11 protein-coding genes and 1 pseudogene are annotated in these 12,344 nt (G+C 69.2%); 11 read left to right on the top strand and 1 reads right to left on the bottom strand.

Translation table 11 applies throughout. The annotated features are described in order from the left end of the window. Window positions 1-106: 106 nt before the first annotated feature. The 11 genes and pseudogenes from ACP99_RS16270 to ACP99_RS16220 all read left to right on the top strand — a co-directional run bounded on the left by ACP99_RS16270 (window position 107) and on the right by ACP99_RS16220 (window position 11,741). The gene (locus ACP99_RS16270) at window positions 107-1,204 is read left to right on the top strand and encodes a monovalent cation/H+ antiporter subunit E (RefSeq protein ID WP_049987604.1); all 1,098 of its coding nucleotides are present in this window, start codon (window positions 107-109) and stop codon (window positions 1,202-1,204) included. Continuing rightward, window positions 1,204-1,488, top strand: coding sequence for a cation:proton antiporter (locus ACP99_RS16265; protein WP_049987603.1), 285 nt, complete (start codon window positions 1,204-1,206; stop codon window positions 1,486-1,488). Before ACP99_RS16270 ends, ACP99_RS16265 begins: the two co-directional genes overlap by 1 nt. After that, on the top strand, window positions 1,489-1,842 hold the full coding sequence (gene mnhG / locus ACP99_RS16260; protein ID WP_049987602.1) for a monovalent cation/H(+) antiporter subunit G: 354 nt from the start codon (window positions 1,489-1,491) through the stop codon (window positions 1,840-1,842). Beyond that, entirely contained in the window at window positions 1,839-2,381 is a 543-nt protein-coding gene (locus tag ACP99_RS16255) for a DUF4040 domain-containing protein (protein WP_049987601.1), read from the top strand. The genes mnhG and ACP99_RS16255 overlap by 4 nt, the downstream gene beginning before the upstream one ends. Then, window positions 2,378-2,808: pseudogene (locus tag ACP99_RS21440) on the top strand (MnhB domain-containing protein); the annotation flags it as partial. The gene ACP99_RS16255 and the pseudogene ACP99_RS21440, both read left to right, overlap by 4 nt. A 119-nt stretch (window positions 2,809-2,927) precedes the next feature. Beyond that, a complete protein-coding gene (locus ACP99_RS16245; RefSeq protein ID WP_049987599.1) occupies window positions 2,928-3,287 on the top strand; it encodes a cation:proton antiporter subunit C in 360 nt (119 codons plus the stop codon). After that, a complete protein-coding gene (locus ACP99_RS16240; protein WP_049987598.1) occupies window positions 3,280-4,881 on the top strand; it encodes a monovalent cation/H+ antiporter subunit D family protein in 1,602 nt (533 codons plus the stop codon). The genes ACP99_RS16245 and ACP99_RS16240 overlap by 8 nt, the downstream gene beginning before the upstream one ends. Further along, complete coding sequence (locus tag ACP99_RS16235) at window positions 4,878-6,824, top strand: proton-conducting transporter transmembrane domain-containing protein (RefSeq protein ID WP_049987597.1); 1,947 nt, start codon at window positions 4,878-4,880, stop codon at window positions 6,822-6,824. Before ACP99_RS16240 ends, ACP99_RS16235 begins: the two co-directional genes overlap by 4 nt. Continuing rightward, complete coding sequence (locus tag ACP99_RS16230) at window positions 6,824-8,641, top strand: Na(+)/H(+) antiporter subunit D (protein ID WP_081927547.1); 1,818 nt, start codon at window positions 6,824-6,826, stop codon at window positions 8,639-8,641. Before ACP99_RS16235 ends, ACP99_RS16230 begins: the two co-directional genes overlap by 1 nt. 291 nt (window positions 8,642-8,932) lie before the next feature. Then, the gene (locus tag ACP99_RS16225) at window positions 8,933-11,005 is read left to right on the top strand and encodes an amino acid permease (RefSeq protein ID WP_156105780.1); all 2,073 of its coding nucleotides are present in this window, start codon (window positions 8,933-8,935) and stop codon (window positions 11,003-11,005) included. 253 nt (window positions 11,006-11,258) lie between these two features. Continuing rightward, on the top strand, window positions 11,259-11,741 hold the full coding sequence (locus tag ACP99_RS16220; RefSeq protein ID WP_049987596.1) for an Lrp/AsnC family transcriptional regulator: 483 nt from the start codon (window positions 11,259-11,261) through the stop codon (window positions 11,739-11,741). Between the two features lie 6 nt (window positions 11,742-11,747). Here the strand turns inward: ACP99_RS16220 and ACP99_RS16215 are convergent. Then, the coding region (locus ACP99_RS16215; RefSeq protein WP_331280789.1) for a phosphopantothenoylcysteine decarboxylase domain-containing protein at window positions 11,748-12,344 on the bottom strand (597 nt) is incomplete at its 5' end.

Here is a 12,344-nt window from a genome sequence, read left to right as displayed (position 1 = left end):
GGGAGAGCGGAAGACGTATTTGACCCCCTTAGTAACAGATACAGTAACGTATGAGTCGTGAGTCCGACGGGTATCGGTCGGCGTTTATCGGGACGGGTGGTGGGTGATGGGAGCCGAACAGTCCCGCATTCTCGTTCCGGTGGGCGAATCCTCCACGTTCCGCAACACGGTGGCGTACGCCTTGCGAGAGGCACAGGCTGGTGCGGAGGGTGGTGAATCGGCCGCCGTTCACTTCGTCTACCCCGCACGGTGGCGCGCACTCGACGGGAACGATCTCGATGATTCCGCCGCCGCTGATCTCCTCGAACGGGTCACGGTGTGGGCCGAAGAGGATCTCGACACCGACGGCGACGACGAACCGGACGTCGCGGTCGACGTCGAGACGTCGATCGTCGGCGCGGACCGCTACCTGTTCAGCCCCCGAGATTTCGCCGACGAACTGGTCGAGTACGCGCGGCGGAACGACCTCGGTCGCGTCGTCGTCGACCCGGAGTTCCAACCGGGCGGCAGCGCGCCGATGCTCCGGCCCTTCGAGGTCGAGCTGACGCGGTCCGATCTCGCCGTCGAGGAGGCCCCCGTCGAGCGGCAGACGACGCGGACCGGGCTCGTCTCGCGCGTGACGTTCTCGAAGAGCGTTCTGACGTTCGGGGCGACGTACGCGTTCTATCTCGCCGTCGCCGGCTCGCTGGCCCCGTTCGAGCTCGCGACCGGCGGCCTGACGGCGCTGCTCGCGACCGTCGCATTCGCGAACGTCTCGTTCGTCACGTCGCCCTCGCTTCGCCGGACAGGCCGCCGGGCCGTGCGGCTGCTCGTCTTCGTGCCGTATCTCGTCTGGGAGATCACGAAAGCCAACGTCGCGATCGCGTACATCATCCTCCATCCCGACCTCCCGATCGACCCCGAGATGCGGCGGTTCCGCGGGGCGGTCTGGGGGAATCTCCCGGTCACGACGCTCGGAAACAGCATCACGCTGACGCCCGGCACGCTGACGGTCGACGTCGGCCGCGACGGGCTCGTCATCCACACGCTGACGGCGAGCGCTCGCGACGACCTCGCGGCGGGAGGCTTAGAGCGCGCGGTCCGGTTCATCTTCTACGGGCGCGCCGGCGCGCGGATCCCGACGCCGAGCGAGCGCGGGAGCGTTTCGCTGCTCGGCGACGACCAGGAGCGCGAGCCGCCGGAGCTGCGGGAGGGCGGTGAGTGATGGCGGTCTCCGGCGTCGTCGACACGGTGCTTCTGGCCGCCGCGAGCGCGTTCGTCCTGTTCGCGATCGTGTTGGTCTACCGGATCGTCGCGGGACCGACGATGCAGGACCGCGTGATCGCGGTCAACGCCATCGGCACGAACGCGGTCGTGGTCCTCGCGCTCTTGGCCGCGGCGCTCGACCAGCCCGGCTTCCTCGACATCGCGCTCGTCTACGGGATGTTGAACTTCCTGATGAGCATCGCCATCTCGAAGTTCACCGTCGAGCGCGGAGGGGTGATCTGAGTGACGCCACTCGAACTGCTGGCGATCGCTCTCGTGGCCGCGGGGACGTTCTTCGGGTTCGTCGCCGTGGTCGGTATCGTCCGCCTCCCCGACCTCTACGCGCGGGCGCACGCGACATCCAAGAGCGACACGCTCGGCATCATCCTGACGCTCGGCGGCGTCGCGCTGGTACTCGGCGCGGACGTCTCGGTCGCGAAGACGGTCCTCCTCGGGGCGTTCCTGTTCGTGACCAACCCGACGGCCGCCCACGCGATCACCCGGGCGGCCCACGACCAGGGCATCGAACCGTGGACGACCGAGGACGAAGCGAGCGCCGCGGGCGACGGAGCGAAACCGACGGAGGGCGAGGAATGACGACCGTCACGACCGCGCTCGCCGTCGTCCTCACGTTCGCCGTGCTGGCGGCCCTCGCGGCCATCTTGCTTCGAGACGTCCTGAACGCGATCATCGCCTTCGGGGCGTTCAGCTTCGGTATCTCCGTCGCGTGGGTTCTCCTCGCCGCCCCCGACGTCGCGCTCACGGAGGCGGCCGTCGGCGCGGGCATCACGACGGTGCTGTTCCTCGTGACGATCGCGAAGACCGTCCGCCCGGCCGGCGAGCGCCTGCTCGAAACCGTCGAGTGGCGCTCGGTCGCGGTCGTCGCGGTCCTCGTCGGCGCGCTCTTGACCACCGTCCGGTCGCTTCCGGCGGTCGGCGCGGCCGACGCCCCCGTCGCGACCTCGCGAATCACGGAGTATTACCTGCAGAACGCCTATCCCGAGACCGGCGTCGAGAACGTCGTGACCGCCGTGTTGGCCGCCTACCGTGGCTTCGACACCCTCGGGGAGGCGACGGTGGTCATCGCCGCCGGCGTCGCGGTCGTTCTCGTTCTCAGACAGGAGGCCTACGTATGAGCGAATCTGATCCGGACCGAACCTACGTCGAGAGCACGATAATCATGACGACCGTCCGCGTGGTGGTGCCGTTCGTCTTCACGTTCGGCGTGTTCGTGATGTTCCACGGCGCGTCGTCGGCCGGCGGCGGCTTCCAAGGCGGCGTCCTCGTCGCCGCGGCCGTCCTCCTCTTGGCGTTCGCGTTCGGCATCGAACCGACGCGCGCGTGGCTCGAAGGCCCGCTGGTGAAGACGTCGATCGCCGTCGGCGGCGCGACGTTCGCGGGCGTCGGACTCGGCGCGCTGGTCGCGAACGGCGCGTTCCTCGAGTACGAGCCTACGGCTTCGGGAGCTACGGCGTCAAGTACGGCATCGAACTCGTCGAGCTCGCGATCGGCGCGATCGTCTCCGGCGTCCTCGTCAGCCTCTTTTTCGGCCTCGGGAGCGGGGACTTCCAACGGAGAGCACCGGCAGACGCGAACGGCGGCGCCAACGCTGAAAACGGCGCGGACGCCGACACCGCCGACGATGGCGGGACAGCCGTCGGGGCCGCGGGAGGTGAGAGCGCGTGATCGACCTCCTCTCGACGCACTACAACTACCTCGTGTTCGTCGCGCTCGTCGGGATCGGCCTCTACGGCGTGACCGCCAGCTCGAACCTGGTGAAGAAGATCATCGGACTGAACGTCTTTCAGGTCGGTATCTTCCTGTTTTTCGTCACCAGCGGCTACGTCGACGGCGCGGCCCCGCCGGTCGTCGGCCACGGCTCCGGACCGTTCGCGAGCCCGCTGCCGCACGTGCTCATCCTGACGGCCATCGTCGTCGGGGTCAGCCTGACGGCGGTCGCGCTCGCGCTCGTCGTCCGGATCTACGACGCCTACGGGACGCTCGACGAAGAGGCGATCCGGGAGGTGCAGCTGAATGACTGACGCGATCGCGCTGCTCGTCGTCGTCCCGATCGTGCTGGCGCTCGCACCGATCGCGTTCGGCCGTCTGTGGGACCGGACCGGCTGGCTCGCGGCGCTCCTTGCCGGCTTGGCACACCTCGGGCTCGCGCTCGTCGTCGCCGCGACGGTGTTCTCCACCGGGCGGTTCACCTACGCCGTCGGCAACTACCGGCCGCCGTTCGGTATCGAACTCGTCGCCGACGGCGTCAGCGCGACGCTCGCGCTCCTCGTATCGATCGTGACGCTCGCGGTCGTCGTCTACGCTCGTCGGGCCGGCCCCGACACCAACGAGTTCTACAGCGGGCTGTTGATCCTGACGGCGGGGATCTCGGGCGTGTTCGTCACCGGCGACCTGTTCAACCTCTACGTGTTCATCGAGATCACCGGGCTCGCGACGTACGCGCTGGTCGCGACCGGCCGCTCGCCCGCCGCGGCGCTGTCGAGCCTGAAGTACCTCCTCGTGGGGACGATCGGCGCGTCGCTGTACCTGCTCGGCGTCGGCTACCTGTACATCTCGACGGGGACGCTGAACATGGCCGATCTGGCGGCGACGATCCCCGAGGTCGGCTACGACTCGCCGCTGATTCTGACCGGCTTCGGCCTCATCGTCGTCGGCCTCGCCGTGAAGGCCGCGCTGTTCCCGCTGCACACGTGGCAGCCCGACGCGTACGCCGACTCGCCCGACAGCGTCACCGCGTACATCTCCGCGCTCGTCTCGACGGCCGCGGCGTACGCGCTGTTCCGCGTGATCTACGCAGTCTTCACGCCGGCATTCGACGCCGCGACGCCGTTCGCGCTCGACGCGCTCGTGATCCTCGCGTCCGTGAGCGTCGTCGTCGGCTCCGTGCTGGCGGTGCTGCAGTCGGATCTCAAACGGATGCTCGCGTACTCCTCGGTGGCGCAGTTCGGACTCATCGTCGCCGGGTTCGCGGTCGCGAACGCGACGGCGGTGACCGGCGGGCTGATCCACCTCGTCGGCCACGCGATAATGAAGGCCGGCCTCTTCGTCGGCGTCGGCGCGCTCGCGGGCGTCGCGGGCGGCCGCACCGTCGACGACTTCGCCGGAGTCGCCGACCGCGCGCCGGTAACGAGCGCCGCCTTCGCGATCCTCGCGTTCGCGCTCGTCGGCGTCCCGCCGGCCGTCGGTTTCGCCGGCAAGTGGCACATCGTCCTCGGCGCGGTCGAGGGCGGCCGCTGGGGCGTCGCGGTCGTCGCCGTCGTGAGCACGCTCCTGACGCTGGCGTACTTCGCGCGGGTCGTCGAGCGGATGTACTTCCGCGACGCGGCCGCCGAACCGGCGGGTGACGCCGACGGACCGCCGGTCGACGCTCCGGCGACCGACGGCGCGCTCGCCTCCGACGGCGGGTCGGGCGGTTCCGGCGTGGACGTCGACCCTGACGACGATGCGTCCGTAACTCCCGAGGACGGCGACGGATCCGCGCCGGACGCGTCCGCAGTCTCGATCGAAGCGAAAGCGGTGGTCGTCGCCGCCGCGGTCGGAGCCGTCGTCCTCGGGCTGTTCGCGACCGATCTCGTCTCCGTCTTCGAGCCGGTTCTGGAGGTGTACTTCGAATGAGCGAAATCGACTCTCTCAGACCGCTGGCGGCGGTGCTGCTCCCCGCCCTCGGCATTCTCACGATCGTCGCATCGCACCGGAGACCCAACGTCCGCGAGGGCTTCACGATCCTCACCGCGCTCGCGACGTTCGGCGTCGTCGCCAGCCTCGTGCCGGCGGCGCTGTCCGGAACGGTTCACGTCTCTCGGCTAGGCACGTTCGTTCCCGGTATCGAACTGACGCTGCGGGCGGACCCGCTCGGGATGATCTTCGCGCTCCTGGCCAGCACGCTCTGGCTCGTCACGAGTTTCTACAGCATCGGATACATGCGCGGGCTCGACGAGCACTCCCAGACGCGCTACTTCGCGGCGTTCGCGGGCAGCGTCGGCGCGGCCCTCGGCGTCGCGTTCGCGTCGAACCTCGTCGCGCTCTACGTCTTCTACGAGCTCCTGACGGTCGCGACGTACCCGCTCGTCGCCCACGACGAGAGCGACGAGGCGCGCGCGGCCGGCCGCAAGTACCTCACGTACACCTTCGGCGGCGGCGTGGCGGTGCTGGCGGGGACGGTCCTCGTCTTCTGGACGACCGGCACCGTCGCGTTCACCCCCGGCGGCATCGCCGATCTGGCGACGACCGACCCGATGGTGGCCCGTGCCGCGTTCGCGCTGCTCGCGGGCGGCTTCGGTGTGAAAGCCGCGCTCATCCCGGTGCACTCGTGGCTGCCGGACGCGATGGTCGCGCCGACGCCCGTCTCGGGCCTGCTGCACGCGGTGGCGGTCGTCAAGAGCGGCGTCTTCGGCATCGCGCGCGTCGTCCTCGACGTCTTCGGCCCCGAGACGGTCTCCCAACTCGGCGTCGGGCTGCCGCTGGCGTCGATCGCCGCGGTGACGATCGTCGTGTCCAGCGTCATCGCGCTCCGGCAGGACAACCTCAAGCGCCGGCTGGCGTACTCGACGATCAGCCAGCTCTCCTACATCGTGCTCGGGTTGGGGCTGCTCTCTCCCGCCGCGCTGATCGGCGGCCTGCTCCACATCCCGGCGCACGCGTTCATGAAGCTCACGCTGTTCTTCTGCGCGGGCGCGATCCACGTCGAGACCCACACCGACGACATCAGCGACATGGCCGGCATCGGAAGGCGGATGCCGCTCACGATGGCCGCCTTCGGCGTCGCAAGCCTGGGGATGGCCGGGCTGCCGCTCCTGGCCGGGTTCGTCAGCAAGTGGTACCTCCTGATCGGGAGCATCGACGGCGGGAACGCGATCTTCGCGCTCGTCTTGCTCACCTCCGGCCTGCTGAACATCGGGTACTTCTGGCCTGTCGTCTACCAGGCGTTCTTCCAGACGCCGGAGGACTCCGACGCCAAACCGCTCGTCGAGTTCCCGCTCGGCGGGGCGCGCCTCGCGGCCGACGGCGGCGAGCGGGTCGACGAGGCCGAGGGCGACGACGCCGCAGCAGACGGCGAGACGGAGGGCGCGGCCGCTGAGTCCTCCGAAGACGAGATCGACCCTGACGTCCCGATCGACACCGCGGGACGGGTCGAACCCGACGTCGAACCCTCCGAGAGCGAGGGACAAGTCGAGATCGACGCCCGCGTCGAGGGCGACTACGCGGTCGACCGGAACCCGAGCGACCACCTGGGTTCGGACGTCGGCGAGGCCGTGGACGAGCAGACGGAGAGCGCTCACAGCGACGACTCCGGCCGCGGCGTCGACGAACACGACCACGGCGAACACGGTGAGCACGACGAGCACGGTGAGCACGACGGGCACGACCACCACCACGGCGGTCCGCCGGCCTCCGGCTGGGAGCGCCGCGGGTTCGGCGAGGAGAGCACGTGGTTCATGCTCGGCCCCATCACGGTCGCGGTCGCCGGCGCGGTCGCGCTCGGCATCGCGCCGCGGGCGATGGTGTTTCTCGCCCTCGTCCAGCGCGTCGTCGCCGACGCGACGGGGGTGGTGTTCTGATGAGCCTCTCGCTCGCCGCGTCGGCGATCGCCTCGGCGACCGTCCTCGCCAGCGAGCCGTCCGTATCGATCCCCACGGCCGACGTTCCGACCGCGATACCGCCGGCGTTCGTCGTCCTCGCGGTCGCGCTCGTGCTGCCGGTGCTCTCGCGGAAACTCGGCCACGCGCTGGGCGTGCTCGCCACCGGCGGCGTCGCCGTCTGGGCGCTCCTCGCGCCCGCCGGGACGTACCTCCCCGTCACCTTCCTCGGCTTCGACGCGGTGCTGTTCCACGTCGACGCCTTCTCGAAGCTGATGGGCGTCATCTTCGGCTTCATCGGCGCGGCCGCCGTGCTGTACTCGTACTCCTCGGAGGCGCGGAACCGACAGACGGCGTTCGCGCTCGGCTACGTGGGGACCAGCATCGGCGCGGTCTTCGCCGGCGACTGGCTGACGATGGTGTTCTTCTGGGAGCTGATGGCCGTCACTAGCACCCTCCTCGTGTGGGACTACGGCGGCGAGGCGGTCCGCGCGGGCTTCCGGTACGCCATCTACCACGGCCTCGGCGGCAGCCTGCTGATGGCCGCGGTCGTCTGGCACTACACCAGCGTCGGCTCGTTCCTCTTCAGCGCGAGCGACGGCATCGTCGCGGGCGTGCCGGCCGTCCTCGCGGCCGTCGGCATCGGCGTCAACGTCGGCTTCGTCGGCCTGCACACGTGGCTGCCCGACACCTACCCGCGCCCGCACGTCGCCGCGAGCGTCTTCCTCTCGGTGTACACGACCAAGACCGGCGTCTACGGGCTGGCGCGCGCCTTCCCCGACGGCAACCTCGCGATCGCGTACATGGGCTCAGCGATGGCGCTCGTCGGCGTCGTCTACGCGCTCTTGCAGGACGACATGCGCCGGCTCCTCTCGTATCACATCCAGTCGCAGGTCGGCTACATGGTCGCCGGCGTCGGCGTCGGCACCGCGCTCGCGACGGCCGGCGCGTTCGCGCACGTGTTCAACCACATCCTCTACAAGGCGCTGCTGTTCATGACCGCGGGCGTCGTGATCGCGCGGACGAGTGAGAACCGCCTGAAATACCTCGGCGGCCTCGGTCGGACGCTCCCCGTCACGGCGCTCGCCTTCACCGTCGCGGCGCTGTCGATCAGCGGCTTCCCGGGCTTCAACGGCTTCGTGAGCAAGGGAATGATCACCGCGGCCGCGCACAAAGAGCACCTCGACGGGATCTTCTACATCCTACTCGCCGCGGGGGTGGGGACGTTTATGTCGTTCATCAAGTTCGGCTACTACGCGTTCCTCAAGGAGAGCAAGGGGTCGTGGAACGTGCGACGGTCGGTCACCGGCCAGCGCGTCGCGATGCTGAGCGTCGCCGCGCTCTGTGTCGCGCTCGGGCTCTACCCCGACGCGCTGTTCGCGCTGCTGCCCGGCAGCACCGCCGACGCCCATCCGTTCACGCTGAGCCACCTCGGCGAGGGCTTCCTGCTCGCGGCGCTCGGCGTCGCCGGCTTCGCCGCTCTGAAAAAGCCGCTCTCGAAAGTCGGCCCCGGCGTCGACGTCGACCGGGTGATCGAACCGCTGACGTTCTACGGGATGCGCGGCCTCGTCCGAGGCGTCACCGAACTGTTCGCGGCGGTCGACCGGATGGCCGTCGGCGCGGCGAACGCCGCGATCGACGCTGCGGGCGACCCGTACGGGACGATCCGCGGACCGCTCGGATCGCTCGTCGGGAGCGACGACGACCGGCTTCGAGACGGCAGCCTCCGGGCGGGCATCGCGACGAGCGTACTCCTCGTCGTGGCGGTGCTGGCGGCGACGCTCCTCGGCCTGCTGTAACCGCGGATAGTCTCGCTTTTTTGTACTATCACCGTCACGAGTCACGACGACCCGACAGCGCGTCCGTCACGGTTAACGATTCGAGAACTGAATCGCATTTCGTGGACGGATTCGCATCCTATTCGAAGTTCTTATTTCGTTCTGTCCGGAATATCTAGCACGTGACTGCCGCGCGTGCCGTCCCGTGACACGACACGATGAGAGGACACACACTCGTTGACGACGGTCGATCGGACGCTGGAACGGGCTCGACGTCGAGGAACGCGACTTCGCCGTGGAGGTCGAACTGACGTGACGAAGGAACTCGAACGCGACCTCGGTCTCTACGCGGTGCTCGCGATCAGCATCGGCGCGATGGTCGGCAGCGGCATCTTCATCCTGCCGGCGCTCGCGGTCGACATCGCCGGGCCGGCGGTCATCCTCGCCTATATCGTCGCGGGCGCGCTGGTGCTCCCGGCGGCGGTCTCGAAGTCAGAGATGGCGACCGCGATGCCGGAGGCCGGCGGGACGTACCTGTTCATCGAGCGCGGGATGGGACCGCTCCTCGGCACGGTTGCCGGGATCGGCACGTGGTTCGCGCTGTCGTTCAAGGGCGCGCTCGCGCTCGTCGGCGGCGTGCCGTACCTGCTGCTCCTGTTCGACGTCCCCCCGAGCGTCACGACGCCGGTCGCGCTCGCGCTGGCGACGCTGCTCGTCCTCGTGAACCTGCTCGGCGCGAAGCAGACCGGTCGGTTGCAGGTCGGCATCGTGATCGTCATGCTCGCCGCGCTCGTGTGGTTCGTGATCGGCGGCGTCCCCTCGGTGCAGGGGTCGAACTACACGCCGTTCTTCGGCGGCGGCGTGGCCGGACTGCTGGAGGCGACGGGGCTCGTCTTCGTCTCCTACGCCGGCGTGACGAAGGTCGCGAGCGTCGCCGAGGAGGTCTCGGACCCGGACCGGAACATTCCGATCGGGATCCTCGGCTCGCTGATCTTCACCACGGTCCTGTACGCGCTGATCGTGACGGTGATGATCGGCGTCACGGACCCCGCGACCATCGCCGACAGCGAGACGCCGATGGCGCTGGCCGCCGACGCGACGCTCGGGACCGCCGGCGTGATCGCGGTCGTCCTCGCGGCGATCCTCGCGCTGGTGAGCACGGCGAACGCCGGCATCCTCTCCTCGTCGCGCTACCCCTTCGCGATGGCCCGCGACGACCTCGTGCCGGACCTCATGGCCTCGATCAGCGACCGGTTCGGCACGCCGTCGAACTCGATCACGCTCACCGGCGTCGTCTTACTGCTCCTCATCGCGTTCGTCCCGCTCCTAGAGATCGCGAAACTCGCGAGCGCCTTCCAGATCCTGGTGTTCGTCCTGATCAATCTCGCCGTCGTCGCGTTCCGCGAGGGCAGCGCCGAGTACGAACCGAGCTACACCGCGCCGCTGTACCCGTGGATGCAGATCGTCGGGGCGATCGGCGGCGCGGTCCTGCTGACGCAGATGGGAACCGTCCCGCTCGTCGGCGCGGTGGTGCTGACGGCCGCGGGAGTCGGCTGGTTCGCCGTCTACGGTCGAAACCGAGTCGATCGCGAGGGCGCGGCCGTCGACGCGGTCCGCCGGCAGGTCGGCCGCAACGCGGTCGACCGGACGCGCGAGACGATCGACGAGACCCGCCGCGACCACCGCGTGCTCGTCGCGCTCGATCACGAACTCTCGAAGGCCGAAGAGCGCTGGTACGTCCGCGTCGCCGCGGCCGTCGCCCGCGCGAACGACGGCGAGGTCGTCGTCGCGCGGTTCGAGCAGGTCCCCGATCAGGTCTCGCTGACGTACGCCTCCGAGACCGAATCGCCCGCCGACGTCCAGTTCGAGGCGCAGACGAGCGAACTCGACGCGGAGTTCGACGTCCCGATCAGCAGCGGGACGATCGTCTGTCACGACGTCCGCCACGCGGTCGTCAACTACGCCGACCACGAGGGCGCGGACCTCCTCCTGATGGAAGAGGCCGCCTCGCCGTCCGGGCTCCGCGGGCTGCTCTTCGGCTCCGACGTCGAGTGGGTGCTCCGTCACGCGCCCTGCGACGTCGCCCTGTTGAATCCGGGCGCGAACGGCCTCGGCGAGTGCGACGTGGTGGGCGTCCTCTCCGACGAGGGACCGTACGACCCGGCGAAGATCGCCGTCGCCGACGCCATCGCGGTGGCGGCCGGTGGCTCGATCACGCTGGCGTACGCGGGGCGGGCTGACGCATCCGATATCGAAGGCAAGACGCTCCAAGATTACCACGCGGAGGTCGCGGCACTCTGCTCGGTGCCCGTCGAGAGCTGCGTCCCGTTCGGCGACCGCGGGCGGAACAGCACGGAAGCGACGGCCTCTCGGAGGCCGACCTGATCGTCGTCAGCGCCGCCGAACGGACGAACGACGCGATCACCGCGTACCTCACGGGGACCGACAGGCCCGTGCTCGTCGTTCATCAGCAAGAGTCGGAGCTTCGGGGCCGCCTCGCCCGCGCGGTTCAACGCCGCCTGTTCTAGGTCGTCGGTCCGGCGCGGGCGCTTCCCCGTCGGCACCCCAGTCGTCGATCGGCCGGATTCGACCGCCGGCGAGCACAACACCTATCTATGGTTCGATTTGCACACAGTGTATGGCCGCAGTCGACCTCGACGACCTCGATCGGTACATCGTCTACGCGCTTCAGAAGGACGCCAGACACACATCGAGCAGCGACATCGCCGAAGCGAAGGGCGTCTCCGCTAGCACCGTCAGAAACCGCATCTCGAAGCTCGAATCGGCGGGCATCATCCGCGGGACGCACGTCGACGTCGACTACGAGCGGATGGGCTATCAGCTCTACACGATCATCTTCTGTACGGCTCCGATCCCCGAACGCGAGCGGCTCGCCGAGGAGGCGCTCACCGTCGAGGGCGTGCTCTCCGTCCGCGAGATTATGACCGGCGAGGAGAACGTCCACATCACGGCGGTCGGTCGCGACAGCGACGACCTGAGTCGGATCGGAAGAGAGCTCAACTCCTTGGGGTTCGAGATCGTCGAGGAGGAGATCATCCGCAACGAGTACACGAACCCCTACAGCGCGTTCGACACCTGTCTCGCGGACGACGACGAGTAGCGACCCTCAGCCTCCGAGCACCGCGGCGAGTCGGTCGGCGATCTCGCCGCCGAGCGCCGTCTTCGCGCCCCGGAACTCCACGGTGTCGTCGCCGTCGACGAACAGCGTCCGCGTCTCGTCGTCGCCCATCACGGAGGCGTCGTTGGCGACGACGAACGCGAGGCCCGAGCGCGTCAAAATCTCCCGGGCGGCGTCGATCATCGCCTCGTCGTCGCCGGACGTTTCGGCCTTGAAGCCGACGATCGGCAGCGTCGGGTGCGCCTCGCGAACGTCGTCGATGAGCTTCGGCGTCGGTTCGAGTTCCAGCGTGCGCGGGTCGCCCGAACGGAGCTTCTCGTCGGCCGTCGAGACGGTGTAATCCGAGATCGCGGCCGCGGAGACGAGCGCGTCTGCCTCCGTGTCTGCCCCGTCTCCTCCGTCGCTGACGTCACCGCCGCCGACCGCCGCCAACACCGCCTCGCGCATCTCGGCGGCGGATTCGACGGTCACCGCGTCGGCGTAGTGGACGTCGCCGCCGTCGTGAACGAGCGTGACGTCGGCACCGCGGACGTGACAGGCGCGAGCGACCGCGCGGCCGGTCTTCCCGGAGGCGCGGTTCGTGAG

The organism is Halobellus rufus (assembly GCF_000739575.1).
GTDB classification, from domain to species: domain Archaea; phylum Halobacteriota; class Halobacteria; order Halobacteriales; family Haloferacaceae; genus Haloquadratum; species Haloquadratum rufum.
Note: the sequence above shows the minus strand (reverse complement) of the source record. Positions and strands in the feature narration are given on the sequence as shown.

Coding starts and splice junctions, on each gene's coding strand:
- ACP99_RS16270 (WP_049987604.1), top strand. CDS start 107: ATGGGAGCCGAACAGTCCCGCATTCTCGTTCCGGTGGGCGAATCCTCC.
- ACP99_RS16265 (WP_049987603.1), top strand. CDS start 1,204: ATGGCGGTCTCCGGCGTCGTCGACACGGTGCTTCTGGCCGCCGCGAGC.
- ACP99_RS16255 (WP_049987601.1), top strand. CDS start 1,839: ATGACGACCGTCACGACCGCGCTCGCCGTCGTCCTCACGTTCGCCGTG.
- ACP99_RS16240 (WP_049987598.1), top strand. CDS start 3,280: ATGACTGACGCGATCGCGCTGCTCGTCGTCGTCCCGATCGTGCTGGCG.
- ACP99_RS16235 (WP_049987597.1), top strand. CDS start 4,878: ATGAGCGAAATCGACTCTCTCAGACCGCTGGCGGCGGTGCTGCTCCCC.
- ACP99_RS16230 (WP_081927547.1), top strand. CDS start 6,824: ATGAGCCTCTCGCTCGCCGCGTCGGCGATCGCCTCGGCGACCGTCCTC.
- ACP99_RS16220 (WP_049987596.1), top strand. CDS start 11,259: ATGGCCGCAGTCGACCTCGACGACCTCGATCGGTACATCGTCTACGCG.